Genomic DNA, 26,716 nt, shown 5'->3' on the forward strand with positions numbered 1-26,716 from the left:
GTAAATAATGAATTTAAGTTTGGCGAGCGAGGGAGTATTCGCATAGCGCACGAAGCGCAGCGGTTGCTTCATTGTTGGGGAAGTCTTGAATACATTCCAAAGCCAGATCAGCCTCACGTTTTGCTGCAGATTGTGTGTAGTCAAGGGCTCCAGAGCTTTGTACAGCTCCTAAAATTTGGGCAAATACATCGTCTGGTAAATCTTGGTTTTGTTCAATTGCAGCCCGCACTAAAAGACGCTCTTCTTTACTGCCATTTTCCAGTAAATAGATCAGTGGCAAAGTGGGTTTGCCTTCACGTAAATCATCTCCAGCATTCTTGCCCATCTGAGCAGCATTAGCGGTGTAATCCAATAAGTCATCCATTAACTGGAACGCAGTACCAATGTGCCGACCGAAGGCAGCTGCTTGTTCGCGCTGTACATCAGTTGCATTGGCCAAAATTGCACCAAGTTCTGTAGAGGCTTCAAAAAGTTTGGCGGTCTTGTAGCGTATAACTTGAAGGTAGCTTGCCTCATCCACCTCTGGATCGTTCATGTTCAGGAGTTGTAAAACCTCACCCTCGGCAATCGTGTTGGTGGCATCCGATAGGATTTGCATGACCCGAAGGTCATTTGGGCTAACCATCATCTGAAATGCCCTGGAGTAGAGAAAATCCCCCACTAAAACGCTGGCGGCATTACCAAAAGCGGCATTTGCGGTTTCTCGCCCTCTTCTGAGGGTGGATTCGTCTACAACATCATCGTGAAGGAGAGTGGCAGTATGGATAAATTCCACTACCGCTGCCATTTCTAGGGAATGGGAGGTTTCCTTGCCGTTGGCTAGTGCCTTGGCTACCAGCATCAAAAGGGCTGGTCTTACCCGTTTTCCGCCTGCGTGGATGATATAGGTCGAAATTTGGTCAATTAAGGCAACTTTTGAGGCTAATCGCTCACGAATGACCCCATCTAAGGCCTTGAAATCTAAGGCAATCGGGGCCAGGATTTGGCTTAAGTCATTGATTTTGACAGTGCTCGTCATGCAAGATATAATAATGGGCTTAGCTTCTCCAGGGTGGATTAGCTTAAATGTAGATATTAATTGAGGTTTCAAACCATGTACGCGGTCATAAAAACCGGTGGCAAACAATATAAAGTTGCTGCAGGCGAAAAATTGAAAATAGAACAGATACCAGCGGAAATCGGCAGCGAAATCACTCTTGACCAAGTCCTCGCCGTTGGCGAAGGCGCTTCACTGAAATTGGGTGATCCGTTGGTTAATGGTGCAGCTGTGATGGCCACTGTCGTCTCCCAAGGACGTCACGATAAAGTGACAATCTTTAAGATGCGCCGTCGCAAGCATTATCAAAAGCACCAAGGCCATCGTCAGAATTTCACTGAAATTTTGATCAACACGATTAAAGCCTAATTCAGGGTAGGAGAAAGATATGGCACAGAAAAAAGGCGGCGGCTCAACACGAAATGGCCGCGACTCAGAATCGAAACGCCTAGGCGTTAAGGTATTTGGCGGCGAGCAAATTAATGCTGGCAGCATCATCATTCGTCAACGTGGCACACGTGTTCATCCGGGTGCTAATGTTGGTATTGGTAAGGATCACACTTTGTTTGCCTTAGTTGACGGCCAAGTGGAATTTAGCGTTAAGGGTGCATTGAAGAAGGCCCAAGTTTCAGTTTTGCCTCGTTCATAAGGCGCCTGACTGAGACTCGTTTGATTCAGATTTATTCCGAATTTAACTCTTAGGAACAGGCCTCGCTAAGCGAGGCCTTTTTTATTCATGAAATTTATAGACGAAGCGCGTATTGAAGTCATAGCTGGCCAAGGTGGCGCCGGAAGCGCGTCTATGCGCCGTGAAAAGTTCATTGAATTTGGTGGACCTGATGGCGGTGATGGCGGCAAGGGCGGAAGCGTTTGGGCTATTGCCGATCGCAACATTAATACCTTGATCGACTATCGCTACGCTAAAACACACACTGCAAAAAACGGTGAACCAGGGCGAGGCGCTGATTGCTATGGCCGCGCAGGCGACGATATTGAATTGCGTATGCCAGTAGGTACCATCATCGCTGATTACGAAACTGGCGAGCCGATTGCTGACTTAACAACTCATGGCGAGCGTCTTTGTTTAGCGCAGGGTGGTGTTGGTGGTTGGGGCAATATTCACTTTAAGAGTTCTACAAATAGAGCTCCGCGTCAAAAAACCAATGGCAAGCCAGGTGAGCGTCGCAAGCTCAAGCTGGAATTAAAGGTATTGGCAGATGTGGGTTTGTTGGGCATGCCAAATGCGGGTAAGTCGACATTGATTACTGCGGTTTCTAATGCACGTCCAAAAATTGCGGATTATCCATTTACTACCTTGCATCCAAATTTGGGTGTGGTGCGAGTCGGCAATGAACGTAGTTTTGTGATTGCGGATATTCCAGGTTTGATTGAAGGAGCTGCTGAAGGTGCTGGCTTAGGCCACCGCTTCTTGCGCCACTTACAACGTACTGGCGTGCTATTGCACCTGGTTGATTTCGCTCCATTTGATGAGAACGTTGATCCCGTTGCCGATGCCAATGCGATTGTCAATGAATTGCGTAAATATGATGAAGCCTTGGTTGAGAAGCCACGCTGGTTAGTGTTGAACAAAGTCGATATGATTCCCGAAGAGGACCGCAAGAAAGTTGTCGCTGACTTTGTGAAAAAGTTTAAGTGGGAAGGCCCAACTTTTGAGATTTCTGCTTTGACTGGACTGGGTTGCGATAAGCTTTGTTATGCCTTGCAAGATTACTTAGATTCTGTGCGTCGCAATCGAGATGAGATAGATGAGCGCGCTCAAGATCCTCGTTACCAAGATCAATTAGAAGATAAAAAACTGGATTAAAGTATTCATTCACACTGCAAGATGTTATGAACACCACTCAAACTAAACGCATCGTTGTTAAAGTAGGTTCTAGCCTTGTCACCAATAACGGTGAGGGTTTAGACCATGCTGCGATTGGAATGTGGGCTGAGCAGATGGCAACCCTTTTAAAGGCGGGTCATCAAGTGCTCATGGTGAGCTCTGGGGCGATTGCTGAAGGTATGCAGCGTCTGGGTTGGACAAAACGCCCACAAGAAATTCATCAGCTACAGGCCGCAGCTGCAGTGGGTCAGATGGGTTTGGTACAGGTTTACGAAAGTTGTTTTGCGCGTTTCAACTTGCACAGCGCTCAGATTTTACTAACCAATGCGGATTTGGCGAATCCTGAGCGCAACGCTAATGCGAAAGCTACTTTGGATACGCTATTGAAGTTAGGTGTTGTTCCGATCATTAATGAGAATGACACTGTCGTCACTGATGAAATTAAGTTTGGCGACAACGATAGTCTCGCAAGTTTGGTTGTAAATTTAATTCATGCTGATCTCTTGGTGATTTTGACTGATCAAGGTGGTTTATATACTGCAGATCCACGTCACAATCCTAATGCTACCTTGCTATCACAAGCTATTGCAGGAGATCCTGCCCTAGAAAAGATAGCTGGTGGCGCTGCTAGTGAGTTAAGTAAGGGCGGCATGTTGACTAAAGTCTTGGCAGCAAAGATCGCTGTCCAAACTGGGGCTTCGACTGTAATTGCCTCTGGGCGTGAGCCCAATGTCCTTACTCGACTATTGGCAGGCGAGAGTATAGGAACCTACCTAAGCTCCAAATAGTTGCGAGAACTTATTCAACCCCGAATGAGTTAGTAGGTTGAGTTCCACCAGTAAAGTTCCTAGGGTTTAATGATTTTTGAACCGCAGTCATGCTTTTCTCTTGACTGGTGAAGTTACAAAGCGCGCCTTGGGCAAGGGCTGCTTGATAGCGATTCGGGACATCAGTTTGGATAGCCCTCCATGACGAGAGCGGATTTTCTCTCCAAACATTATTTTCCAGTGTTCCGTACAGGCGCCACTGGAATGAGTCACAACGAATGCCTTCATATTGCGCTTGCTTTTCACCGCTTGGATTGGTCATGACGACAATATAGCGTGTGACCCCATCATTTCCAATCGCAATCGAGTCTGTATCGACAGCAAACTTGAAAATAGTCCGTTCAGAGACGTAGAAGGGCACAAGAGACGCTGAATTTGGAGGGGTTAAGGGCATCTTAGTCACACCCTCCTTAAAGACCATTGGAGCGTAAGGATCTAGCCCACTTTCTAATGGGTCACCTGCGCACGCCACCAAGCTGATTGTTATGAGAAATCCAGTGGTGTAGGCGCAGATTTTGCGAAAACTGATATTCATTTTTCTTTATCCGATTTGGTAGGTGCTTTGTTTTGATCTTCGTTGCCGGCGTAAAAGGATTGGATTAGATCGAGCGGAGTTCCCCAAGCAAGCTGCTGCATACGTAGACCTCTAGAAAGGTAGCGAGCAAGTTCTGACAAGGCTAACTCATAGACCTCACGCTTAAAGTCAATCACTGCGTCTAGCTGAATCCAGAATGGAACCCAGCGCCAGGCATCAAATTCTGGGTGGTCTGAGGCACGCAATTGAATATCGCTATCTAAACCTACTAAGCGCAAAAGAAACCAGATTTGTTTTTGGCCGCGATAAGCGGTGCGGTGAATGCGTGTGGCATGTTGACGGCGCAGGTATTCCTCAGGGACGTCATAGCGAAGCCAATCCCTAGTCCGTCCAATAATTTGGACATGTTCCGGCAGCAAGCCAACTTCCTCATGCAATTCGCGGTACATGGCCTGCTCAGGGCTCTCACCATGCTGAATCCCGCCCTGCGGGAACTGCCACGAATGCTGCCCAACGCGTTTTCCCCAGAAAACCTCGTTACGGCTATTAAGGAGGACAATGCCGACATTGGGGCGATACCCTTCACGGTCAAGCATGATCGTGCCTCAAATCCTTTAAAATCAATGATTTGATTATATCCATACATGAAAGCATCACAATCATTTCTCGCAACGTTAAAAGAAGCCCCCTCTGACGCTGAGGTGGTTTCGCACAAACTCATGGTGCGGGCAGGCTTAATTCGCAAGCTGAGTGCAGGCATCTACAACTATTTGCCGCTCGGCTTGAAAGTGATTCGCAAGGTGGAAAACATTATTCGCGAAGAAATGAATCGTGCGGGTGCAATTGAGTTGCTCATGCCGATGATCCAGCCAGCTGAATTGTGGCAAGAAACGGGTCGCTGGGAAAAGATGGGCCCTGAATTACTCCGCATTAAAGATCGTCATGATCGTGACTTTTTGATTCAGCCAACCTCAGAAGAGGTTATTACAGATTTAGCTCGCAATGAAATCAAGAGTTATAAACAACTTCCAGTCAATTTCTATCAAATTCAAACGAAGTTCCGTGATGAGCGCCGCCCGCGTTTTGGCATTATGCGTGGCCGTGAATTCAGCATGAAAGATGCCTATTCGTTTGATCGTGATGCGGAAGGTTTGAAGAAGTCCTATCAAATCATGTTTGATGCTTACACCCGCATTTTTAAGCGCATGGGGCTTAAGTTTCGTGCAGTCACTGCAGATAACGGTGCGATTGGCGGTTCAGGAAGTCAAGAGTTTCACGTGATTGCAGACACTGGAGAAGATGCCATTGTCTATTGCCCTAATTCCGACTACGCAGCCAATCTGGAGGCGGCAGAGTCGCTTGCATTGATTGCTACGCGTGCTACTGCTTCTGCACCAATGAGTAAGGTTGCAACACCCGATAAAACTCATTGTGCGGAAGTTGCGAAGTTCTTAAATATTCCACTAGAAAAGACTGTGAAGTCTTTGTTGTTTGCTGCCGATCAAGAAAAAGGCCCTGCCAAACTGTTTATGTTGTTGGTGCGCGGAGATCATGAGCTCAATGAAGTAAAGGCGAGTAAAGTGCCGGGCTTGGCGGAGTCGCGTTTTGCTACAGAGACTGAGATTCAGCAGGTATGTAATGCCCCTGCAGGTTATTTAGGCCCTGTTGGTGTAAGCGGAGAAGTCACAGTGGTCGCTGATCGGACCGTTGCCAATTTGTCTGATTTTGTTTGTGGTGCAAATGATGCTGGCCATCATTTAACTGGCGTGAACTGGGGCCGTGATTTACCTGAACCAATGGTTCTAGATATTCGTAATGCCATGATTGGCGATCCATCACCAGACGGTAAAGGTGTTGTGGATATCTGTCGCGGTATTGAGGTGGGGCATGTATTCCAATTGGGAACACGTTATTCTGAAGCAATGGGCTGCACATACCTTGATCAACAAGGCAAAGCACAACCTATGGTGATGGGTTGTTACGGCATTGGAGTGACTCGTTTATTGGGTGCTGCTATCGAGCAAGGTCATGATGAGCGCGGCATTATTTGGCCGATCTCCATGGCACCTTTTGAAGTGGTTATTTGCCCAATGGGTTACGATAAATCAGAAGCCGTTAAGGCTGCCTGTGATCAACTGCATGATGAATTACTTGCAGCCGGTATTGATGTGATCTTGGATGATCGCAATGAGCGTCCGGGTGCGATGTTTGCAGACTGGGAGTTGATTGGCGCCCCATTCCGAGTAGTGATCGGCGATCGTGGTTTGGCAGATGCGCAAGTGGAATTTAAAGGCCGCACTGATGCTGAATCGCAAAACATTCCGCTGGTAGACATCAAGGCTAAAGTGATTGCAGCCGTGCAAGCAGCAAAGACCGCTATTCACTAAACGCTTTGCAAGATTGACTGAGTTTATTTTTTAAAGAGGCCGCCGATACCCTTGGCGGCTCCTTTTGCAGCCATGGTCGCCATGGTGCGTGCCATCTTCCCACCCTTAAATTGTTTCATCATCGTTTGCATTTGCTCAAACTGAGCAAGCAGGCGATTTACTTCTTGTACTTCTACGCCAGCGCCAGCGGCAATGCGGCGTTTACGGCTTGCCTTGAGTAGTTCTGGCTTACTACGTTCGCGTGGAGTCATGCTATCAATAATGCCGCGCATCCGTTTGGTTTGTTTGTCAGCGTTGCTCAGATTTGTTTTAGAGGCAGCTTGCGCTACTTGACTTGGGAGCTTATCCATCAAACTAGCCATGCCACCCATCTGCTGCATTTGCATGAGCTGATCGCGGAAGTCTCCAAGATCAAAGCCACCTTTAGAAATTTTGCTAGCAAGCTTTTCTGCTTTAGCAACATCCACATGTTGCTGGGCTTGCTCTACTAATGCCAGGATATCGCCCATGCCCAAAATACGATTGGCCATGCGCTCGGCATCAAATGCCTCAAGGCCATCCATTTTCTCGGCTACGCCAATAAATTTGAGCGGCACACCTGTGACCTGTCGCACGGATAGCGCGGCACCACCACGAGAGTCACCATCTAGTTTGGTGAGGATCACGCCTGTCAGGGGTAAGGCTTCATGGAAAGCCTTAGCTGTGTTGACGGCATCCTGTCCGAGCATGGCATCCACTACGAACAAGGTTTCGATAGGGTTTAGGCTGGCATGCAAAGTTTTAATCTCTTGCATGAGTGCTTCATCAATACCGAGGCGACCTGCGGTATCGACAATAACTACATCAAAATAATGGCGACGGGCCCAATCGAGTGCTGCGAGAGCAATATCGTTTGGTTTTTGGTTGATGTTGCTCGGGAAAAATTCTGCACCGACCTGCTTGGTAACAGTTTCCAATTGCTCGATCGCCGCAGGACGATACACGTCACACGATACGGTCAATACTTTCTTTTTCTTTTTCTCTTGCAGCCACTTGGCTAACTTGCCAACCGAAGTCGTTTTACCAGCACCTTGTAGACCTGCCATCAAAATGACCGCTGGAGGTTGGGTGGCTAAATTCAGTTCACCGCTTTGATTAGTGTCACCTTGCATGACTTGGGCGAGCTCGCGTTGAACTACGCCAACAAGTGCCTGTCCAGGACTCAGGCTGCCAACCACTTCTTCGCCAAGGGCTTTGAATTTAATTTGTTCAAGCAAAGACTTGACTACAGGAAGGGCTACGTCAGCCTCTAATAAGGCTAGGCGGATCTCCCGCAGCATTTCTGAGGTATTGGCTTCAGTCAGGCGGGCTTGCCCACGCATTGTTTTAACAACGCGTGATAGGCGGTCGGTGAGGTTCTCTAGCATTTATCGATTAGACTTTCCAGATGGATATTTTAGGTTACTCAAGTTCTGGCTGGCTGCCATCGGCACTTTACTTGCTACTTTTGCTTGTTTTGAGCTTAAGAGCCAAGGGTGGCGCGGAGTCATCTCTATTTACTGGGTTCATTCAGGCGGCGATTTTGATCGTTTTATTGATTCATGGCTTTCAATTGCATGATTCTGTCTTTACGCCACAAGGTTTTGTATTTGGCTTTGCCCAAGATTTATCTCTAATTGCCTGGGTTGGCCTAGCTTTTTACTGGTTTCAGTCTTGGTTTTTGCCGATCTCCAGTTTGCGTTGGATGGTATTGTTTTTTGCCTGCGTTTGCGCCTTACTCCCAAATATTTTTCCGGGAACACTGCTATCAGCAAAAGCGGTTTCTGACCCTTGGTTCAAGGGTCACTTTATCGTGGCAACCATTTCAGTTGGCCTCCTGAGTTTGGCTGCGATGCATGCGATGTTGATGAGCGTACAAGACCGCGCACTCCATCGCCAACTTGCAATCGTTCCCAATAGCCGTGCCGCCCATTGGCTAGAAGAGTTACCACCTTTGATGACCATGGAAAGTCTGCTTTTTAACTTGCTCTATGTCGGCTTTGCCCTCCTGACTCTCACGGTATTTTCAGGTTTACTGTTTTCACAAACCTTGTTTGGTCGACCACTAGTCTTTGATCACAAAACTATTTTTGCATTGATATCTTGGGTTTTATTTGGCGGCTTACTCATTGCACGCTGGCGTGTTGGTCTACGCGGTAGGGCAGCGATTCGCTGGGTATTGAGCGCATACACTGCTTTACTGCTAGCGTATGTTGGTAGCCGCTTTGTGTTGGAAGTGATTCTTCAGAGAGCATGATCCTTGTTTAAGTGGCTCTTACTGTTTGCTGGCGCGGGCCTTTTTTATCTTTGGCTCAAGAAAAAAAAGCAGGCAAAGTTTGATCAAGAGAATGCTGGAAAAACTCAGCCCAATAAGGCTCGGACCCCTATAGAACCTGAGGCAATGGTGCAATGTCAATATTGCAAAGTGCATCTTCCCCAGTCGGCCGCTATTGCGCATGAGCACCGGTTTTATTGCTCAAATGAACATCTCAACAACTTAGATCAACACGGCTGGATTGGTAATGCTGCTTGGCGGGTGTCACCAAATAAAGATGCAAGGCCAGAGGGTATTAATCCGGATGTGCTGGTCATTCATCACATTAGTCTTCCGCCGGGAGAATTTAAAAATCAGGCATCAAGCCGCTACATCGTGGATTTTTTTCAAAATAAATTAGATCCAACTGCCCATTCTTATTTTGCAGAGATTGCAGACCAAAAAGTTTCTAGCCATTTTTTAATTACCCGTGCCGGAGAGTGCATTCAGTTTGTCTCTACTCAAGATAGGGCATGGCATGCTGGGGCATCAAGCTTTCTGGGCAGAGAGCGATGTAATGATTTCTCAATTGGTATCGAACTAGAGGGTGATGGGGATACCCCTTTTGATGATGTGCAATACACCGCATTAGCAAACTTGGTGCAGCAGTTGTCGGCAAGCTACCCCAATCTGCAATTTGCAGGGCACAGTGATATCGCCCCAGAGCGCAAAACTGACCCTGGAAAATATTTCGATTGGATAAAGTTCCAAAAAGAGACAGGTATTTCGACAGAAAAATTGCCCTACGGTTTAGTTTCACGTTAGGACCAATTGATGTATGTGAGCATACGCTCACTTTGTTAGCCTTTAGCTAAAAAGGGCAAAAAAATCCGCACCAAAATGACCCCAAAAATAGCTGAAAACTTAGTAAAAATACTAATACAGAATTGTCAGAAAAAACTTACCAAAGGCAAAATATTTCCCTATACTTAGTATCAAATGCACTTCGAAGCACTAGATGTAGTGTTTTGAATCCCGCAATACCCCATTGTTTTTTAACGATATTTTGTCCAAATCACTATATATAAGCAGGAGCAACATGACATACGCCAATCCACAGACAGCAGGCCAGCAATCTGGAGTCAATAATCCAGGAATGAGTCCTGCCGGAGCTATTAATCAAGCTCCTTCTGCCGGCTTTGTAGCCGGAGGTGTTGGCGGTAGCCAAGCAACCCAATTGTCTGACTACAAAATTATTCGCCGCAATGGTTCAGTGGTGGCATTTGAGCCATCCAAAATTGCGATCGCAGTAACCAAAGCATTTTTAGCAGTTAATGGCGGCCAAGGTGCAGCCTCTGCGCGCGTTCGTGAACAAGTAGAGCAATTAACGCATTCAGTTGTACGTGCTTTATTGCGTAGCCGTCCTAATGGCGGTACTTTCCATATTGAAGATATTCAAGACCAAGTTGAATTGGCTTTGATGCGCAGTGGTGAGCACAACGTTGCTCGTGCCTACGTTCTCTATCGCGAAAAGCGCAATCAAGAGCGCGCTGCCCAACAAGAAATATCCCCAGAAACACAAGCTGCCAACCAGGCTAATGAATCTGGCATCAAAGTAAGCGATAACGGTGTTGAGAAATACCTCGATATGGCTGCATTGCGTACGGTTATTGAAGCTGCATGCGAAGGTTTGGGTAACCACATTGACGCAAGCCCAATCATCACTGAGACTATCAAGAATTTGTATGACGGCGTACCAATGGCGCAAGTGTATGACTCCGCTATCTTGGCTTCTCGTACCTTGATCGAAAAAGATCCTGCATACAGCCAGGTAACTGCGCGCATCTTGATGCACGTGATTCGTAAAGAGATTTTTGGTAAAGAAGTATTGCAGGGCGATACACAAGCTGAGTACGGCACTTACTTTGCAAAGTACATCAACGAAGGCATTTCTGCAGAGTTATTAGACCCACGTATGCGTGAGTTTGACCTGCCACGTTTGGCCGCAGCCTTGAACGCTAGCCGTGACTTGCAGTTCAACTACCTTGGTCTGCAAACTTTGTATGACCGTTATTTCTTGCACATTGAAGACCGTCGCATTGAAATGCCACAAGCTTTCTTTATGCGCGTTGCAATGGGCTTGGCCATGAATGAGTTGGATCGTGAGCGTCGCGCAATCGAGTTCTATGAAATTCTCTCAACATTTGATTTCATGTCCAGTACACCAACATTGTTTAACTCAGCAACTACACGTCCACAGCTTTCTAGCTGCTACTTGACAACAGTTGAAGATGACCTTGATGGTATTTACGAAGCGTTGAAAGAAAATGCACTCCTGTCTAAGTTTGCTGGTGGCTTGGGTAACGACTGGACTAATGTGCGTGCATTGGGTAGTCATATCAAAGGTACAAACGGCAAATCTCAAGGTGTTGTGCCATTCTTGAAAGTAGTGAATGACACAGCAGTTGCAGTGAACCAAGGTGGTAAGCGTAAGGGTGCGGTTTGTGCCTACCTGGAAACATGGCACTTAGACATTGAAGAATTCTTGGAGTTGCGCAAGAACACTGGCGATGACCGTCGCCGTACGCATGACATGAATACTTCTAACTGGATTCCTGACTTGTTCATGAAGCGTGTCATGGAAAACGGTGACTGGACTTTGTTCTCCCCATCTAATACTCCGGATTTGCATGACAAGTTTGGTAAAGCCTTCGAAGAAGCTTATGTTGCCTATGAGCAAAAAGCAGATCGTGGTGAATTAAAGCCATTCCGCAGAATCCCAGCGCAACAATTGTGGCGCAAGATGCTTGGTATGTTATTCGAGACTGGTCATCCATGGATCACTTTCAAAGATCCTTGTAATATCCGTAGCCCGCAGCAGCATATTGGCGTAGTTCACTCATCCAACCTCTGTACTGAGATCACTCTCAATACTAATGAGGACGAGATCGCTGTTTGTAACCTGGGTTCTGTGAACTTAACTGCGCACATGACTACCGATGCAAACGGTAAATTGATCTTGGATCACGAGAAGCTCCAGAAAACAGTACGTACTGCAATGCGCATGCTCGATAACGTGATTGATATCAACTACTACGCTGTTGCTAAAGCACGTAATTCCAACCTCAAGCATCGTCCAGTCGGTATGGGCATCATGGGCTTCCAGGATTGCTTGCATATGCAACGTATTCCTTATGCAAGCGATGAAGCTGTGAAGTTTGCTGATTCCTCTATGGAAGCGGTTTGCTACTACGCATACCAAGCTTCTTGCGAGTTGGCTGAAGAGCGTGGCGTGTATAGCACCTACAAGGGTTCCTTATGGGATCGCGGCATCCTCCCACAAGACTCAGTCGCCTTGTTGGCGCAAGAGCGTGGCGGGTATGTAGAGGTGGATAACTCCTCCACCATGGACTGGAGTGGTTTGCGTGCTCGTATTAAGCAACACGGTATGCGTAACTCCAATTGCGTAGCGATTGCCCCTACAGCAACTATTTCTAACATCATTGGGGTATCCGCTTGTATCGAGCCGACATTCCAGAACTTGTTCGTGAAATCTAATCTTTCAGGTGAGTTCACAGTGGTAAACGAGTACTTGGTCCGTGATTTGAAGGATCGTGGCCTCTGGGACGAAGTGATGATTGCTGATTTGAAGTACTTTGACGGTACTTTGTCGAAGATTGATCGCATTCCACAAGATTTGCGCGATTTGTATGCGACTGCTTTTGAAGTTGAACCAACCTGGTTGGTTGAGGCAGCGTCCCGTCGTCAAAAATGGATTGACCAAGCCCAGTCATTGAATATCTACATGGCTGGTGCATCTGGTAAGAAGTTGGATGACACCTACAAGTTGGCCTGGTTGCGTGGTTTGAAGACTACTTATTACCTCCGCACTATGGCTGCAACCCACGTTGAGAAATCCACAGTGGCTAGCGGTCAATTGAACTCAGTATCTAGCGGTGGTGGCGTAAACGGCACTGATGCTGCAGCTGCAGCAAATGCGGCTGGCGCAGTAGAAGCCGATGGCCCAGTTTGCACAATGCGCCCAGGCGATGCCGGCTTTGAAGAATGTGAAGCATGCCAATAAGCCATTTGCTTATTGGTCAGAAATAGAAGAATTTAGGAGAAAGTTATGTTGAATTGGGAAGAAGAAGTTGCTCCAGCACTAGCGAAAGCTGGTCTTGCACCGCAGCCGGTTGCAGTGGAGCCACAACGCCCACAGCCAGATCAAGTGGCAATGGCACCACAAACAGCGACAGCTGCACCAGTAGAGTCTGCCAACCTAGCGGGTGGTGCAGCCTTGCGTGTAAATGCAGCTGATAAACGCGTTATCAACGCGAAGACTGACGTCAATCAGTTGGTTCCGTTTAAATACAAGTGGGCATGGGAGAAGTATTTGGCTGGTTGTGCAAACCATTGGATGCCACAAGAGATCAATATGAACCGCGATATCGCGCTTTGGAAAGATCCTAACGGTCTCACTGAAGATGAGCGTCGCATCATCAAGCGCAACTTGGGTTTCTTCACTACCGCCGATTCTTTGGCGGCAAACAACATTGTCTTGGGTACATATCGCCACATTACCGCTCCAGAATGCCGCCAATACCTATTGCGCCAGGCTTTTGAAGAGGCAATTCATACCCATGCGTACCAATATATTGTGGAATCTTTGGGTCTAGATCAGTCTGAAATCTTCAATGCGTATCACGAGATCGACTCAATTCGCGCTAAAGATGAGTTCTTAATTCCTTATATTGATGTATTGACCAACCCAAATTTCAAGACTGGGACATTAGAAGCCGACCAAACTTTGCTCCGTTCACTGATTGTTTTTGCTTGTGTGATGGAAGGTTTGTTCTTTTATGTTGGTTTTACGCAAATACTTGCAATGGGTCGTCAAAACAAAATGACGGGTGCTGCTGAGCAGTATCAATACATCCTTCGGGACGAGTCCATGCACTGCAATTTTGGTATCGATTTGATTAACCAAATCAAGCTGGAGAACCCGCAGTTATGGACTTCCGCGTTCAAAGACGAGATCAAATCTATCTTCGAAAAAGCAGTCGAATTAGAGTACCGTTATGCCGAAGATACGATGCCTCGCGGAGTGCTCGGATTGAACGCTCCGATGTTCAAAGGTTACTTAAGATACATTTGTAATCGCAGATGTTTGCAAATAGGACTTGACGCGATGTTCCCAAATGAAGAGAATCCATTTCCATGGATGTCAGAAATGATTGATCTGAAAAAAGAACGAAACTTTTTTGAGACACGCGTTATTGAGTATCAAACCGGCGGTGCGCTAAGTTGGGAGTAGTAAATAAGCGTACAGCTGGCTAAATAGGAGATTAGACGGTTGGATAGTTTTAGCAATCAACAAAACCAGACTCAAATCCGAAAACCCTTGTTTAAGGGTGTCTGGGCTATCCTCTCTGCTTTTTCCAACACATTTAAGAAGCCGTTGTCCTTTGGGGCCACGGCTTTTTTTCCAGGATTCATTAGCGTGCAGCACTTAGCATCAAGCCGCGCGCCGATGAATGGCTCGCTCGTCAAATCCAAATGGTTGCAAAACCAAGCGGAAATGAGTGGTCGGGTCTTCTTAATCGGTAGTTTGTATTAATCCTCACGTGAAGGAGTATGACTATGGCAATCGCCAAGAAAAAACCTGCTGCAAAGAAACCAGCTGCTAAGAAAAAAGTAGCCGCTAAGCGTCCAGCTGCTAAAAAAGTAGCTAAGAAGCGTCCTGCTGCTAAAAAAGCTGCTGCTAAAAAACCAGCTGCTAAAAAAGTAGCTAAGAAGCGTCCAGCTGCTAAAAAAGCTGCTGCTAAGCGTCCTGCTGCTAAAAAAGCTGCTGCTAAGCGTCCAGCTGCTAAGAAGCGTCCAGCTGCTAAAAAAGCTGCCGCTAAGCGTCCAGCTGCAAAGAAGCGCGTAGCAAAAAAAAAGTAAGTAAGCCTGCTGCGAAGAAAGCGGGCTCTGCTGTAAAAAAGCCCGCGGCTAAGAAAGCTGCATTGGCAACAACCGCCGCTGCTTGGCCCTTCCCAACTGGCACACGTCCTTAAACAGACGGGTGTTACTCGAAGGGGTCTCTAACGAGACCCCTTTTTTATTGCCAGTTGCTTAATATTGATTTGGATTTAGTAGCTAAAGCCGAAAGCGGTTTTAAATTGTCCAGCGATCTCATCTTTGCTGGGCTGATGATTTTGGGGGCCTTGATGGCTAATTTTGATGGATCCCATTAGGCTAGCAAGCCGGCCGGTAGTTTCCCAATCCATACCATTCTCAAGTCCAAACAGTAATCCACCTCGGAATGCATCTCCGCACCCAGTTGGGTCGATCACTTTGGCTGCTGGAACTGGCGGAATAGAAATGCATTTGCCATCGGAGTAAATCTCGGCACCTTCGGCACCCTTGGTGACTATCAACGCCTTCACTCGCTCAGCAATTGTTTTGAGGCTAAGTCCGGTTCTTTTGGAAAGCATTTCACCCTCATAGTCATTCACGGCGAGATAGCTGGCAATTTCAACTAACTCGAGCAGTTCAGGCCCATCAAACATTGGTAATCCTTGGCCTGGATCAAAAATAAAGGGAATGTTTGCTTCAGCCAGCTGATGGCAGTGTTCCCACATCCCTTGGCGTCCATCGGGAGCAACGATGCCAAACTTGGCGGGACCCTTGGAGTTTTTGCTGCGCTCTGCGACCACTGCAGAAACTTGATTGAGGTGGGATTCACCCATGGCACCAGGATGAAAGGCGGTAATTTGGTTATTGGCCTGATCAGTTGTGATCATCGCCTGCGCTGTGAATGCTTGGTCAATTTGCCGAATATGGGTTGGATCAATCTTCAGATCTTGAAGATGCGTCATGTAGGGAGCCGCGTCACCACCTACGGTTGCCATGATGATGGCGTCACCACCCAAGAGATGTAAGTTGTAAGCAATATTGCCTGCACAACCACCGAATTCACGGCGCATGGTTGGTACCAGGAAGGCGACATTCAGAATATGAATCTGGTCCGGCAGGATTTGATCGGCAAATTTGCCCTCAAAGTTCATGATGGTGTCGTAAGCGATAGAACCGCAGATCAAGCTAGCCATAAATTGCTTTCAGTAAGGTGTGTGAGGATGACGATAGGTAAAGAATGGGGATACAGAATAAAGAAAAAACCAGAGCGCTATGGGTAAAACGCGCGCACTCGATAGCCAGCAGCATTCTGCGGCAAAAGAATGGGTAATTCGGTTTGAATAAGTTCACCCGAAGGGATGCCCTTGCGCAAAAATTCAGGATGAGATTCTTGCCAAGTTATCGGCAACCATTCTTTCGGTGTTAGTTGAATGGTTTTGATCTCAGATTCTTCAGCATCTGTGAGAGAGATTTCTAAATTCGGAGGCAAAACAGCCAGCGCAAGACGATTTTGTATTTCAACTTGCAAGAGTGATTGGTTTGCAGACGATTTAAGGCCCCCTACAGCGTTTTCAGAGGATAAGGTGACAGAGGTTATTTTCCATGCAGCAAAATCGCTCACAGGGCGATTAATGCAGCCTAGTGCGGCACACAATTTTTCATCTATGCGTTGCAATGCAGAAAAAGCGCGCACAGATAACTCACTTGAGCTGCCATCAACGCGCACCGCTAGTGCTGGAAGCAAAAAATTTCTAGAAAGATGCTCGCCAAACACCAACAGCAGAGTAAAAAAACAGACTAGTAAAACTGCTTTAACAGTTTTTTTTTGAGCAGGTGCAGCAAAAGCGGATGATTTCTTGAGAGTGCCGTGTAAGCAAACCCAGCCATCATTTTCTTTCCAAACAGATAGGGTTAGCCACTGGCTGTAGGTGGCAATCACCTCATCAGCTTGGCGCGCAAGCACCCCAGATAGGACAATTTGACCACCGACGCGCATTTTGTTCACCAATGCTGGCGCTAATACTTGCAATGGATTAGCCAAAATGTTGGCCATCACAATGTCGTACTTCGTTTGTGCTGCAAGTTCTGGTGCATCTTCGTTGGGTAAAACAAATTGAATTTGCGTGCTGTTGATTTCTGCGTTGCTGCGTGCTGCAACCATTGCCTGGGGATCAATATCGGTGCCAACTACGGGATTGCAACCGAGTTTTGCGGCAGCAATCGCCAAAATACCTGAGCCACAACCGTAATCGAGCAAACTTTGATTTTGCAGTTTGCTTTGTTCTTCGAGCCAAAGTAGACATAAATGCGTCGTTGGATGGCTGCCAGTGCCAAAAGCTAAACCCGGATCTACTGCTAAGCAGATCGCATTGGGATCAGTCGGAGCATTGTGCCAAGATGGCACTACCCAAATACGTTTGCCGATCTGAATTGGTGCAAACTGGCTCTGAGTTAGTCTCACCCAATCTTGTTCTTCAACAATTTTTTCTTTGGGTGTTGATAGGGCAAAACCCGCTTCTTGAAGCGAGGCAAGCAATTGTGGAATAAATTCTACGCTGCCAGATTCATCAATCTCGGGATTAAAGAGTGCAGTAACGGATGACCTATCCCATGCGAGGACTTCTGGGCTGAGGCCAGGTTCCCCATAAAGCGGATTCTCATCGTAACCACCTGCAGCATCATCTTCTACCGTAACCGATAGGGCGCCCAACTCCAAAAGGGCATCACCCAAAGGTTCTGCGGTTTCAGCTGCTACCGTGAAAACCAGTTCACGATAAGACATGGAGCGCTCGCATTAGCTGGAGATCAGGGCTTGCCGCGACTTGCAGCTTGCTCTTCTAAGCGATGCTCCAAGTAGTGAATGCTAGTACCACCCTCAATGAAGTTGGGGTCAAGCATGAGCTCACGGTGCAGGGGTACATTCGTTGTAATGCCATCAATCACCATCTCAGAGAGGGCGATTTGCATGCGACGAATTGCTTGCTCGCGAGTGTTGCCGTAAGAAATCAACTTACCGATCATGGAATCGTAATTTGAGGGAACCACATATCCACTGTAGGCATGCGAGTCAACGCGAATACCGGGCCCGCCAGGCATGTGGAATGAGCCAATTTTCCCTGGACTGGGTGTGAACTTGAATGGATCTTCTGCATTCAGACGACATTCAATCGCGTGGCCACGGAAAACAATGTCTTTTTGGCGATAAGACAGTTTGAGGCCGGCAGCAATGCGAATCTGCTCTTGAACAATATCCACACCAGTAATCATTTCAGTAACAGGGTGCTCGACTTGAACACGGGTATTCATCTCGATGAAGAAAAATTCACCGTTTTCATAGAGAAATTCGAAGGTACCTGCACCGCGATAGCCAATTTTGCGACAGGCTTCAGCACAACGCTCACCAATCTTGGCAATCAAGCGGCGATCTATGCCTGGCGCTGGAGCTTCTTCAATGACTTTTTGGTGGCGACGTTGCATAGAGCAATCACGCTCACCTAACCAAATAGCGCTGCCATGGGTGTCAGCCAAAATCTGAATCTCTACGTGGCGAGGTTTTTCTAAAAACTTCTCCATATAGACTTCTGGGTTGCCAAAAGCGCGACCCGCCTCTTCACGAGTCATGTTGACGGCGTTAATCAGTGCAGCTTCGGTATGCACCACCCGCATGCCGCGTCCGCCACCACCCCCAGCAGCCTTAATGATCACCGGATACCCAACCCGTTTGGCAGTGGCAATAATTTCTTTGGGGTCATCGGGTAGTGCACCTTCAGATCCTGGCACGCAAGGTACACCAGCTTTAATCATGGCGCGCTTGGCAGAAACTTTGTCGCCCATCAAGCGAATGGATGCCGCAGTGGGCCCAATAAATGCAAAACCTGATTTTTCTACACGCTCTGCAAAGTCCGCATTTTCTGAGAGAAAACCGTAGCCCGGATGAATCGCCTCAGCATCAGTTACCTCTGCTGCAGAAATAATCGCAGGCATATTGAGGTAGCTCAGTGGTGATGGAGCTGGCCCAATGCAAACGGCTTCATCAGCAAGTTTTACATATTTCGCTTCTTTGTCTGCAGTGGAGTAAACCACTACAGTTTTAATTCCCAACTCGCGGCACGCGCGTTGGATACGGAGAGCAATTTCTCCCCGATTAGCAATCAGAATCTTATCGAACATGTCGGCTCTGAGTTAGGTACAAAAGATTATTAGGAAAGGCTAAGAAATTAAGCAATGATGAAAAGCGGCTGATCAAATTCAACGCCTTGACCGTTTTCACACAAGATTTCTTTAATAACACCGGCTTTTTCTGACTCAATTTCATTGAGTAGCTTCATCGCCTCGATGATGCACAGTGTTTGGCCTTCTTTTACGGAGTCACCAACATTTACAAAATTAGGGGACTCAGGATTCGGTGCGCGATAGAAAGTGCCCACCATTGGAGAGCGCGCAACAAAACCAGTCTCAGCTTCGGGCGCTTCAGGTATAGCGGCAGCTATAGGTGAAGCGCTTACCATTGGCGCGGCTTGTAGAGCTTGCACAGGAGCTGGGTTGGAATAGACTACTTGACCAACTGGAGCGGGTGCGCCTGCATTAACAATGCGAACACGATCTTCACCTTCGTTGACCTCCAACTCTGAAATTCCTGACTCAGAAACTAGGTCGATCAGGGTTTTTAGTTTTCTCAGATCCATATGAGTGTTTCCTCTCTCGTGATTCTTTAAATAAGCTTATTTTTGTAAACGCGCCAGCGCTGCTTCGAGCGCTAACTCATATCCAATTGCACCAAGTCCGCAAATCACCCCTGTTGCGATGTCAGATAAATAGGAATGCTTACGGAATTCTTCGCGTTGATGAATGTTTGATAAGTGCACTTCCACGAAGGGAATCGCCACCCCAGCCAAAACATCGCGCAGGGCAACGCTGGTATGGGTAAATGCCCCAGGATTGATGATGATGAAATCAACCCCATCTAACTTCGCCTTCTGAATGCGGTCAATTAATTCACCTTCATGATTGCTTTGGTAGGTTTCAAGCTCTGCAGAGTGTGATTTCGCTAGTTCTTCTAGCTTTCTATGGATATCTTCAAGAGTGGTTTTCCCGTAAACCTCGGGTTCACGAGTGCCCAATAGATTAAGATTTGGGCCCTGAATTACAAGAATTGAAGCTTTTTTCGACATAGATCCCTGTTTTTAGATGCAGTTAGATATTTAATTGCTTCAGATGCTCTACTGGAAGTATACCCCCTCAAAACTCTCAAAAGTGGAATTTGGAGCCTATTTGGGGTCAAAAAATAGGCATCCCTTCAATTTTTACCTAATTTTGAGGCAAAAAGATTGGTGAAAAAATCCATAAAACTCTGCAAAGTTTCCTATAAAGCAGACTTAATCGCTTTTCTGAGCTCTTCTTCGTTTATCTTCCCCAATTTACTGTAAGTAGCCTTACCTTTGCTATTGATGATCACGGTAAAAGGCAGGGCACCTTGAGTATTTCCCATTTGCTTGGAGATTCCGCTACCTTCTAGGCCGCCAATCACAATGGGGTAGCTGACAGGTGTTTTTTTCAGAAATTCGCGAATATTAGAGGGTGAATCAATGCCGATGCCAACAAATACGACATTTTGCTGAATAAATTCTTGCTGAAGAAGGTCTAAGGTCGGCATTTCCTCTACGCAGGGCGGGCACCAGGAGGCCCAAAAGTTAATAACGAGGACTTTTCCTTGCCATTTGCTGACATCAATCGATTTGCCATCTGGACTTTGCCAAGCATTGGCAAAAAAAGCTTTTACAGAGGGTTCGCTGGCTAAGCCAGTTTGTGAAATCCATTGCGAAGTAAAGATGCCGCCAAGCAATGCTGCGAGACTGATTCCGCAGATCATGAGCAATTGTCTTCGGTTCATTGCAACTCCTTCGCTAAAATTCGCTAATGCATATACATATCTTAGGCATTTGCGGTACTTTCATGGGCGGCATTGCCGCAATCGCTCGGCAAGCCGGGCATCGGGTAACTGGTTGTGATGCTAATGTATATCCGCCAATGAGCACTCAGCTAGAAGCTCAAGGCATCGAACTGATTGAGGGATTCTCACCAGATCAATTATTACAGTTTGAGACGATGCCGGATTTATTTGTCATCGGCAATGTAGTCTCGCGCGGCAATCCCTTGATGGAGGCTATTCTCAATCAAGGTCTTCCTTATATTTCTGGCCCACAGTGGTTAGGCGAACAAGTCTTGTACGGCAGGCATGTTTTGGCGGTTGCAGGTACTCATGGCAAAACGACGACATCAGCAATGCTGACTTGGATCCTTGAATTTAATGGTTACAAGCCTGGTTATCTCATTGGTGGTGTCCCGCTCAATTTCACTGTGTCTGCACGCTTAGGGGGGAGTCAATACTTTGTCATTGAAGCGGATGAATACGACACGGCATTTTTTGATAAGCGCAGTAAGTTTGTCCACTACAGACCACGTACTGCCTTACTCAATAACTTAGAGTTCGATCATGCCGATATCTTTGCTGATCTTGCTGCGATTGAAACCCAGTTCCACCATCTAGTGCGCACAGTCCCAGGTGATGGGCTAGTGGTCGTCAATGGGGAAGAGCCCGCTTTAGAACGCGTTATTACTCGGGGCGTATGGGCACCAGTGGAGCGCTTTGGGCAAGAGCTTGCAAATGAATGGTCGCTGATCTCACAAGAACATGATGGTTTTATTGTGCGTAAATCTGGTGAAGAGGTGGCGATAGTGAAATGGGCGCCTGACTCTGGGGTAATGGGGCGGCATAATCAACTCAATGCGCTAGCTGCAATTGCTTCAGCAAACCATATTGGCATTTCACCCAAAAATGCTGCAAGAGCCTTGGCAGAATTTAAGAATGTGAAACGTCGACTTGAGACTATTGGAGTGGCGAATGAAATCACGGTATACGATGATTTTGCACATCACCCAACAGCAATCACAACTACCGTGGATGGGCTACGTCGTCGCGTGGGTCAAGCGCGCATCTTGGCAGTGCTAGAACCTCGTTCCAATACCATGAAGCTCGGTGTCATGAAAGCGCAGTTACCCGATAGCCTGCAACAGGCTGATAAGGTATTTGCTTATGGCGCGAATAGCGGCAAAGAATCTTTAGGTTGGGATTTGGTTGAAGTTTTATCTCCACTGAACGCCAAAGAAGCCGGTAAAGCTCATGCTTTCGATGATCTGAGTGCTTTAGTCTCTGCGGTTGCCAAGGAGGCAAAACCTGGCGATCACATTCTGGTCATGAGTAATGGTGGATTTGGTGGCGTACATCAAAAAATATTGCAAGCTATAACTGCTTGATGAATCAACAAAAAGCAATCAACACAGGGGCAAAAAATGGGCGATAGATTAAAAGACAAGGTAGCGATCATTACGGGTGCAGCCAAGGGAATTGGATTTGCTACAGCCCAACGTTTCGCTCAAGAGGGTGCCACAGTCATCATTGCGGACATGAACTTAGAGGCAGTGAAGAGTGCAGCTGCGCAAATTACAAATGCGCAAGCCTATGTCATGAACGTGACGGATCGCGCTAGTATTCAAGCGGTGGTTGATGAGGTAATGCAAAAACATGGCCGTATTGATATTTTGATTAATAACGCTGGCATTACGCAAGATGCGCGCTTGGTGAAGATGACTGAAGCCCAATTTGACACGGTGATTGACGTCAACTTGAAGGGTGTTTTCAATTGCACGCAGTTAATTGTTCCCCATATGCTCGAAGTGGGTTCGGGCGCTATTGTGAATGCCTCTAGCGTTGTCGGTCTATACGGTAACTTCGGTCAAACCAATTATTCCGCCACCAAATTCGGCGTTATTGGTTTTACAAAAACCTGGGCACGTGAGCTCGGCCCTAAAGGCATTCGGGTCAATGCAGTTTGCCCTGGGTTTATTGCGACAGAGATGGTGAAGGCTATGCCTGAAAATATTTTGAAAGACATCGAGAGACGCAGTTGGCTGGGACGTCTGGGTACTCCCGAAGAAATGGCAAGCGTCTATTTATTTTTAGCCAGCGATGAAGCGAGTTACGTCAACGGAGTTGCCTTAGAGGCCAGCGGCGGAATTTCCCTCTAAGTATGAATCTTTTGTACGAAGAAGGCGGCGATATGAAGATCGCCACTGTGCAGTCTGCCTCCGGAGCGGGTGATGCTGAATCGTGGCAGGCGACTAGCCTTTCGGGAAAAAAGATCAAACTCAAAGCAAAGGAAGTTTGGTTACGCTTTGAAAAGCCTGAAGCTCAGGCTGTGATGGATGAGGCAACTACTTTATCGAAAGATATTGATTTGCAATTGCTCTGGGATTGCGCGCCAGATGAAGAGTTTGGCTTGGTAGATGTTGCTGGCGAGTATTTTGGCGCTCAAGCAACAATTTCCCAGCAGACTGCATTGGCGATTGCTCTCCAAGGGGCTCCCGTATTTTTTCGTCGCAAAGGCCGGGGGAGATTTCAGAGGGCGCCACAAGAACAGTTGCAGGCTGGCTTAGCTGCATTGGATCGTAAGCAAAAAGAACTACAGCAACAATCTGCTTGGCAACAACAGTTAGTAATGGGTATCTTCCCCGAGACCCTCAAGTCTTCTGCTCAGCAATTATTGTTTTCTCCGGATAAAAATACTTCAGCATACAAAGCCTTACTAGCTGCATGCAATGAGACTGGGGAGTCTCCTGCTCAGTTGATGATTCGCTGCGGTGCGATTGATTCACCCTTGGCTTATCACCAAGGCATGTTTCTGAAGGCTCACTTTCCACAGGGAGCTGAACATAGCTCAAGTATTGGAGTAGATGCAGCCACATATGCCGCTGCAGTTGCAGAGCTACCACTTGCGCAGGTCAACGCATTTTCGATAGATGATGCCGGAACAACTGAGATTGATGATGCGCTCTCAGTAACAGAGTTAGCAGATGGTGGGCATCGAGTGGGTATCCATATTGCTGCTCCTGGCCTGGCTATCGCTAAGGATGATCCCTTAGATCAAGTTGCGCGTAGCCGCATGTCTACGGTCTATTTCCCCGGTGACAAAATCACGATGTTGCCCAATTCTGTAATTGAGCAATTTTCTTTAGATGCGGGAGCCCCAAGGCCGGCTTTATCGATCTATGTGGATATTGATAGTGAAGGTATCGCGAACAGAGACTCTCTACAAATGCGTGCTGAGATGGTGCCAATGGCAGCCAATTTGCGTTTAGAAGATATCGAGCATCTTGTGAGTGAAGAGAGTTTGCAAGATGAAAGCGCTTCGTATCCATATCGTACTGAGTTAGCGATTTTGTGGAAGGCTGCGAAGCATCTACATGCCAGTCGTCAAGAAAAGCGAATTGCTAACGGCCTTCGCGCTGAGCAGTTGGGTCTCATTGACCCTAATGCCTTAGCAAGAGACTTTCATTTTCAAATCAAAAATATCAATGGGGTGGAGCATGTAGAAATTACCCCACGTCAGCGCGGCTCGATTCTGGATACGATTGTTGCCGAATGGATGATTTTTTGTAATAGCGCTTCTGGCCAATTATTAGCCGATCATGGCTTGCCAGGCTTATTTAGAACCCAAAAGGGTTGGGGCCCATTGCGCACTCGTATGCAAACGACCCCAGGCCCACATGAAGGCTTGGGCTTGGATTACTACGCATGGTGCACATCTCCCCTGCGTCGATATTCTGACTTGGTAAACCAATGGCAACTCATTGCTCTAGCTAAGCATGGTGTGACTGCAAAGATGGTTGCTCCTTTTCCGCCGCGTGATGCTGCTTTGATGGGTATTGCGGCCGACTTTGAGTCCTGCTATCAAACTTATGGTGAGTATCAAGACAGAATGGAAAAGTATTGGTGCTTACGTTGGCTCATTCAAGACGGTGAATCGAAAAACGTATTTGTGCGGCACCTAAAAGAGGGCATGTCTAGACTGGAATTGGTCCCACTGCATCTACCCATTCCCGAACTGGCAAGTCATCCGCGTATGACCCGTGCTCAAGTTGCGCTCGCAGATGTGGACTTATTGCAGCTAAGCGCTGCGGCTCGGGTTTTGGAGATTGAGGCCAAGGTGGAAGTGCCTGAAGTGAGCGCTGAAGAAGATGGTAGCCCAGATTAAATTGTCAGGATTTGAGATGCCTGAAACATTTCGCAGGGCGATTTTGTATTTTCAGAGCACCTGGCGTCGTCATCCATTCCGTTTGGCACTTTGTGCATCTCTTTTAATTCATCTCATCTTTTTATCCGTACGTTGGGGTTTTGGGGAGATGGAGAGTCGCCGATTGAATACACCCCTCAGTGTGGTGTTAGTGAATGCCAGCAATAAAGCAGCTCCGAAGGAAGCCAACAAATTAGCGCAGGCTGATCTACAGGGTGGTGGCAGGAGCGACTCCCAGGATGCTGTGGCATTGCACCGAGCCAGATTGGGAGCGGAGGCTCGCCTTGAGGTTTTGGAAAAACAACAAAAGCAAATGTTGGCAAAGCTAGAAGATCAAAGAGCGCGTGCAGGTGGGCGCAAGAGTGGCGAGGAACAAAAAATTGCTCCGCAACTCAATTCGCTGGAGGCTGAGCTGGGTAAGCGTTTGCAAGTAGATGGCCGACATCCGCGACGCAAAGTGTTAACCGGTGCGAATGTAAAAGCTGTCTCATTTGCCCATTATTACGATGCGATGCGGCAAAAGATTGAGGCTTATGGCAGCGCATTTTTCCCTCGTGCCAATGGCCGTCCTTTGTATGGCAGTTTGGTAATTGTTGTGAGTGTTGATTCTCAGGGTCGGATCACTAGTAACGCTCAGGGCAAGGATGGTCTCTCAATCGGCCGCAGCTCTGGCAATCCTGAGTTAGACCGCCAAGCAATTGCAATCGTGCGAGCATCAGCTCCTTTTGGACCTTTTCCCTCGGAAATGCGCAATCAAATTGATGTACTCGATTGGGTCTCGACTTTTGAGTTCACTCGAGACGGTGCTGATCGCCTTGAGCTTAAGCGCTAAGATTTTTTAAACTCCTGAGAAATTCGCTTATTCTGTACACATCATGAGTTCACTCAATCCAGCCGATCTCCATACAGATCCCACCCTATTTTCCGGTGTGGATGTATACGCCGTTGCTGGTAATCCGATTGCTCATAGCAAATCGCCGGAGATTCATCAGCGCTTTGCAGAGCAGGCTCAGCAAAAAATGCACTATGGTCGTTTGCAGCCTGACATCAACGCATTTGCTCTAGCAGCAAAGACTTTTTTTGCTGCAGGTGGGAAGGGCATCAACGTCACCGTACCTTTTAAGCTGGATGCGCAGGTATTTGCTGATGCCTTAACTCCTCGCGCTCAGCTGGCAGGCGCAGTCAATACTTTATGGATTAAAGATGGCCAGGTCTGGGGCGACAACACCGATGGGGCTGGATTAGTGCGAGATCTGTTAGCTCAAGGAATCGCGCTGCATCAATCCCGAATCTTGCTCTTGGGCGCGGGTGGTGCAGCACGAGGTGTAATTGGTCCTTTGCTTGAGCAATCACCAAAGTGTTTAGTGATTGCTAACCGCTCTAGCGAAAAAGCAGACGAGTTGGTGAGGCAATTTGCTAACCTAGCAGCCATAAACGAGGTTGCACTAGAGTCGCGAACTTTGTTAGAGCTCGAAGATGTTACAAAAACGCCTTATGCCTTTGATTTAGTCATTAATGCCACTGCTGCAGGCCTGACAGACGAATCTCCTTTGAGTACTGGAGCCGTAGCAAATGTGTTTGTGCCAAGTTCTTTTGCCTACGATATGGTGTATGGCAAAACTACGGCCTTTATGCGCCAAGCTCTGCAAAGGGGTGCGCGCGTAAGTGATGGTCTAGGGATGTTAGTAGAGCAAGCTGCCGATGCTTTCTTATTATGGCGTGGTGCTCACTTGGCTACCGTGATTGACCCACGCGCAGCATTGGCCAAACTTCGTAGCTAATCTT

At 47.2% G+C, this 26,716-nt stretch carries 25 protein-coding genes and 2 pseudogenes; 16 read left to right on the top strand and 11 right to left on the bottom strand.

Annotated elements, in window-relative coordinates:
* Positions 1 to 13 precede the first annotated feature (13 nt).
* Positions 14 to 1,018, bottom strand: coding sequence for a polyprenyl synthetase family protein (locus IEN92_RS04535; protein WP_216160971.1), 1,005 nt, complete (start codon positions 1,016 to 1,018; stop codon positions 14 to 16).
* Positions 1,019 to 1,093: 75 nt separating this feature from the next.
* On the opposite strand from IEN92_RS04535, the gene rplU reads away from it, so the two are divergent.
* The 4 genes and pseudogenes from rplU to proB all read left to right on the top strand — a co-directional run.
* Complete coding sequence (gene rplU, locus IEN92_RS04540; protein WP_011902040.1) at positions 1,094 to 1,405, top strand: 50S ribosomal protein L21; 312 nt, start codon at positions 1,094 to 1,096, stop codon at positions 1,403 to 1,405.
* A 19-nt stretch (positions 1,406 to 1,424) separates the two neighbouring features.
* Entirely contained in the window at positions 1,425 to 1,685 is a 261-nt protein-coding gene (rpmA, locus tag IEN92_RS04545) for a 50S ribosomal protein L27 (RefSeq protein ID WP_215374990.1), read from the top strand.
* Positions 1,686 to 1,772: 87 nt separating this feature from the next.
* Positions 1,773 to 2,861: a GTPase ObgE gene (obgE, locus tag IEN92_RS04550; protein WP_216160973.1), complete on the top strand. Its 1,089-nt coding sequence runs from the start codon at positions 1,773 to 1,775 to the stop codon at positions 2,859 to 2,861.
* Positions 2,862 to 2,887: 26 nt separating this feature from the next.
* Positions 2,888 to 3,667, top strand: a pseudogene (gene proB, locus IEN92_RS04555) (glutamate 5-kinase); the annotation flags it as partial.
* A gap of 13 nt (positions 3,668 to 3,680) precedes the next feature.
* On the opposite strand, the gene IEN92_RS04560 reads toward proB, so the two are convergent.
* A complete protein-coding gene (locus tag IEN92_RS04560; RefSeq protein ID WP_216160978.1) occupies positions 3,681 to 4,244 on the bottom strand; it encodes a CNP1-like family protein in 564 nt (187 codons plus the stop codon).
* On the bottom strand, positions 4,241 to 4,840 hold the full coding sequence (locus IEN92_RS04565) for an RNA pyrophosphohydrolase (RefSeq protein ID WP_215375001.1): 600 nt from the start codon (positions 4,838 to 4,840) through the stop codon (positions 4,241 to 4,243). Before IEN92_RS04565 ends, IEN92_RS04560 begins: the two co-directional genes overlap by 4 nt.
* Positions 4,841 to 4,888: 48 nt before the next feature.
* Between IEN92_RS04565 and IEN92_RS04570 the strand changes: the two genes are divergently transcribed.
* The gene (locus tag IEN92_RS04570) at positions 4,889 to 6,631 is read left to right on the top strand and encodes a proline--tRNA ligase (RefSeq protein ID WP_216160982.1); all 1,743 of its coding nucleotides are present in this window, start codon (positions 4,889 to 4,891) and stop codon (positions 6,629 to 6,631) included.
* Positions 6,632 to 6,654: 23 nt separating this feature from the next.
* Here IEN92_RS04570 and ffh read toward each other — a convergent pair whose 3' ends face one another.
* Entirely contained in the window at positions 6,655 to 8,037 is a 1,383-nt protein-coding gene (gene ffh / locus IEN92_RS04575; RefSeq protein WP_216160984.1) for a signal recognition particle protein, read from the bottom strand.
* A gap of 20 nt (positions 8,038 to 8,057) precedes the next feature.
* Here ffh and IEN92_RS04580 point away from each other — a divergent pair, with 20 nt between their 5' ends.
* The 6 genes from IEN92_RS04580 to IEN92_RS04605 all read left to right on the top strand — a co-directional run bounded on the left by IEN92_RS04580 (position 8,058) and on the right by IEN92_RS04605 (position 14,846).
* Positions 8,058 to 8,906 (top strand): inner membrane protein YpjD, encoded by an 849-nt coding sequence (locus IEN92_RS04580; RefSeq protein ID WP_216160987.1) that lies wholly within the window; start codon positions 8,058 to 8,060, stop codon positions 8,904 to 8,906.
* A 3-nt stretch (positions 8,907 to 8,909) separates the two neighbouring features.
* The gene (ampD, locus tag IEN92_RS04585) at positions 8,910 to 9,728 is read left to right on the top strand and encodes a 1,6-anhydro-N-acetylmuramyl-L-alanine amidase AmpD (RefSeq protein ID WP_255539760.1); all 819 of its coding nucleotides are present in this window, start codon (positions 8,910 to 8,912) and stop codon (positions 9,726 to 9,728) included.
* Positions 9,729 to 10,002: 274 nt separating this feature from the next.
* Positions 10,003 to 12,987 (top strand): ribonucleoside-diphosphate reductase subunit alpha, encoded by a 2,985-nt coding sequence (locus IEN92_RS04590; RefSeq protein WP_216160991.1) that lies wholly within the window; start codon positions 10,003 to 10,005, stop codon positions 12,985 to 12,987.
* A gap of 45 nt (positions 12,988 to 13,032) precedes the next feature.
* On the top strand, positions 13,033 to 14,217 hold the full coding sequence (locus IEN92_RS04595) for a ribonucleotide-diphosphate reductase subunit beta (RefSeq protein WP_215375015.1): 1,185 nt from the start codon (positions 13,033 to 13,035) through the stop codon (positions 14,215 to 14,217).
* A 39-nt stretch (positions 14,218 to 14,256) separates the two neighbouring features.
* Entirely contained in the window at positions 14,257 to 14,520 is a 264-nt protein-coding gene (locus IEN92_RS04600; RefSeq protein ID WP_216160994.1) for a hypothetical protein, read from the top strand.
* 23 nt (positions 14,521 to 14,543) lie between these two features.
* A complete protein-coding gene (locus IEN92_RS04605; protein WP_255539761.1) occupies positions 14,544 to 14,846 on the top strand; it encodes a histone H1-like repetitive region-containing protein in 303 nt (100 codons plus the stop codon).
* Between the two features lie 188 nt (positions 14,847 to 15,034).
* On the opposite strand, the gene IEN92_RS04610 is transcribed toward IEN92_RS04605, so the two are convergent.
* The 7 genes and pseudogenes from IEN92_RS04610 to IEN92_RS04635 form a co-directional block, all read right to left on the bottom strand.
* A complete protein-coding gene (locus tag IEN92_RS04610; RefSeq protein WP_215375021.1) occupies positions 15,035 to 15,994 on the bottom strand; it encodes a carbohydrate kinase family protein in 960 nt (319 codons plus the stop codon).
* A gap of 77 nt (positions 15,995 to 16,071) precedes the next feature.
* Positions 16,072 to 16,575, bottom strand: coding sequence for a DUF3426 domain-containing protein (locus IEN92_RS08915; RefSeq protein ID WP_370623902.1), 504 nt, complete (start codon positions 16,573 to 16,575; stop codon positions 16,072 to 16,074).
* A 75-nt stretch (positions 16,576 to 16,650) separates the two neighbouring features.
* A pseudogene (gene prmA / locus IEN92_RS08920) lies at positions 16,651 to 17,583 on the bottom strand (50S ribosomal protein L11 methyltransferase); the annotation flags it as partial.
* Between the two features lie 23 nt (positions 17,584 to 17,606).
* Complete coding sequence (gene accC, locus IEN92_RS04620) at positions 17,607 to 18,971, bottom strand: acetyl-CoA carboxylase biotin carboxylase subunit (protein WP_215375027.1); 1,365 nt, start codon at positions 18,969 to 18,971, stop codon at positions 17,607 to 17,609.
* A 47-nt stretch (positions 18,972 to 19,018) separates the two neighbouring features.
* Positions 19,019 to 19,486: an acetyl-CoA carboxylase biotin carboxyl carrier protein gene (gene accB / locus IEN92_RS04625; protein WP_216161000.1), complete on the bottom strand. Its 468-nt coding sequence runs from the start codon at positions 19,484 to 19,486 to the stop codon at positions 19,019 to 19,021.
* 36 nt (positions 19,487 to 19,522) lie between these two features.
* Complete coding sequence (gene aroQ, locus IEN92_RS04630; RefSeq protein ID WP_216161002.1) at positions 19,523 to 19,972, bottom strand: type II 3-dehydroquinate dehydratase; 450 nt, start codon at positions 19,970 to 19,972, stop codon at positions 19,523 to 19,525.
* Positions 19,973 to 20,163: 191 nt separating this feature from the next.
* Positions 20,164 to 20,691, bottom strand: a complete 528-nt coding sequence (locus IEN92_RS04635) for a TlpA disulfide reductase family protein (protein ID WP_216161005.1) — start codon at positions 20,689 to 20,691, stop codon at positions 20,164 to 20,166.
* Between the two features lie 26 nt (positions 20,692 to 20,717).
* Between IEN92_RS04635 and mpl the strand changes: the two genes are divergently transcribed.
* Genes mpl through aroE form a run of 5 tightly spaced genes read left to right on the top strand, consistent with a single transcriptional unit; the run spans position 20,718 to position 26,712 of the window.
* Positions 20,718 to 22,115, top strand: coding sequence for a UDP-N-acetylmuramate:L-alanyl-gamma-D-glutamyl-meso-diaminopimelate ligase (gene mpl / locus IEN92_RS04640; RefSeq protein WP_216161008.1), 1,398 nt, complete (start codon positions 20,718 to 20,720; stop codon positions 22,113 to 22,115).
* A gap of 36 nt (positions 22,116 to 22,151) precedes the next feature.
* Entirely contained in the window at positions 22,152 to 22,886 is a 735-nt protein-coding gene (gene fabG / locus IEN92_RS04645; protein WP_215375041.1) for a 3-oxoacyl-ACP reductase FabG, read from the top strand.
* A 2-nt stretch (positions 22,887 to 22,888) separates the two neighbouring features.
* Complete coding sequence (locus tag IEN92_RS04650) at positions 22,889 to 24,892, top strand: ribonuclease catalytic domain-containing protein (protein WP_216161011.1); 2,004 nt, start codon at positions 22,889 to 22,891, stop codon at positions 24,890 to 24,892.
* A gap of 16 nt (positions 24,893 to 24,908) precedes the next feature.
* On the top strand, positions 24,909 to 25,763 hold the full coding sequence (locus IEN92_RS04655; RefSeq protein ID WP_255539762.1) for an energy transducer TonB: 855 nt from the start codon (positions 24,909 to 24,911) through the stop codon (positions 25,761 to 25,763).
* 43 nt (positions 25,764 to 25,806) lie between these two features.
* Positions 25,807 to 26,712: a shikimate dehydrogenase gene (gene aroE, locus IEN92_RS04660; protein ID WP_216161016.1), complete on the top strand. Its 906-nt coding sequence runs from the start codon at positions 25,807 to 25,809 to the stop codon at positions 26,710 to 26,712.
* The last annotated feature ends 4 nt before the right edge of the window (positions 26,713 to 26,716 follow it).

The sequence above is a fragment of the Polynucleobacter sp. MWH-Creno-3A4 genome, assembly GCF_018881885.1.
GTDB lineage: Bacteria > Pseudomonadota > Gammaproteobacteria > Burkholderiales > Burkholderiaceae > Polynucleobacter.

Excerpts from the sequence above, each read along its gene's own strand:
- IEN92_RS04535 (WP_216160971.1), bottom strand. The coding sequence starts at position 1,018 with ATGACGAGCACTGTCAAAATCAATGACTTAAGCCAAATCCTGGCCCCG.
- rplU (WP_011902040.1), top strand. The coding sequence starts at position 1,094 with ATGTACGCGGTCATAAAAACCGGTGGCAAACAATATAAAGTTGCTGCA.
- rpmA (WP_215374990.1), top strand. The coding sequence starts at position 1,425 with ATGGCACAGAAAAAAGGCGGCGGCTCAACACGAAATGGCCGCGACTCA.
- obgE (WP_216160973.1), top strand. The coding sequence starts at position 1,773 with ATGAAATTTATAGACGAAGCGCGTATTGAAGTCATAGCTGGCCAAGGT.
- IEN92_RS04560 (WP_216160978.1), bottom strand. The coding sequence starts at position 4,244 with ATGAATATCAGTTTTCGCAAAATCTGCGCCTACACCACTGGATTTCTC.
- IEN92_RS04565 (WP_215375001.1), bottom strand. The coding sequence starts at position 4,840 with ATGCTTGACCGTGAAGGGTATCGCCCCAATGTCGGCATTGTCCTCCTT.
- IEN92_RS04570 (WP_216160982.1), top strand. The coding sequence starts at position 4,889 with ATGAAAGCATCACAATCATTTCTCGCAACGTTAAAAGAAGCCCCCTCT.
- ffh (WP_216160984.1), bottom strand. The coding sequence starts at position 8,037 with ATGCTAGAGAACCTCACCGACCGCCTATCACGCGTTGTTAAAACAATG.
- IEN92_RS04580 (WP_216160987.1), top strand. The coding sequence starts at position 8,058 with ATGGATATTTTAGGTTACTCAAGTTCTGGCTGGCTGCCATCGGCACTT.
- IEN92_RS04590 (WP_216160991.1), top strand. The coding sequence starts at position 10,003 with ATGACATACGCCAATCCACAGACAGCAGGCCAGCAATCTGGAGTCAAT.
- IEN92_RS04595 (WP_215375015.1), top strand. The coding sequence starts at position 13,033 with ATGTTGAATTGGGAAGAAGAAGTTGCTCCAGCACTAGCGAAAGCTGGT.
- IEN92_RS04605 (WP_255539761.1), top strand. The coding sequence starts at position 14,544 with ATGGCAATCGCCAAGAAAAAACCTGCTGCAAAGAAACCAGCTGCTAAG.
- IEN92_RS04610 (WP_215375021.1), bottom strand. The coding sequence starts at position 15,994 with ATGGCTAGCTTGATCTGCGGTTCTATCGCTTACGACACCATCATGAAC.
- accC (WP_215375027.1), bottom strand. The coding sequence starts at position 18,971 with ATGTTCGATAAGATTCTGATTGCTAATCGGGGAGAAATTGCTCTCCGT.
- accB (WP_216161000.1), bottom strand. The coding sequence starts at position 19,486 with ATGGATCTGAGAAAACTAAAAACCCTGATCGACCTAGTTTCTGAGTCA.
- aroQ (WP_216161002.1), bottom strand. The coding sequence starts at position 19,972 with ATGTCGAAAAAAGCTTCAATTCTTGTAATTCAGGGCCCAAATCTTAAT.
- IEN92_RS04635 (WP_216161005.1), bottom strand. The coding sequence starts at position 20,691 with ATGAACCGAAGACAATTGCTCATGATCTGCGGAATCAGTCTCGCAGCA.
- mpl (WP_216161008.1), top strand. The coding sequence starts at position 20,718 with ATGCATATACATATCTTAGGCATTTGCGGTACTTTCATGGGCGGCATT.
- fabG (WP_215375041.1), top strand. The coding sequence starts at position 22,152 with ATGGGCGATAGATTAAAAGACAAGGTAGCGATCATTACGGGTGCAGCC.
- IEN92_RS04650 (WP_216161011.1), top strand. The coding sequence starts at position 22,889 with ATGAATCTTTTGTACGAAGAAGGCGGCGATATGAAGATCGCCACTGTG.
- IEN92_RS04655 (WP_255539762.1), top strand. The coding sequence starts at position 24,909 with ATGCCTGAAACATTTCGCAGGGCGATTTTGTATTTTCAGAGCACCTGG.
- aroE (WP_216161016.1), top strand. The coding sequence starts at position 25,807 with ATGAGTTCACTCAATCCAGCCGATCTCCATACAGATCCCACCCTATTT.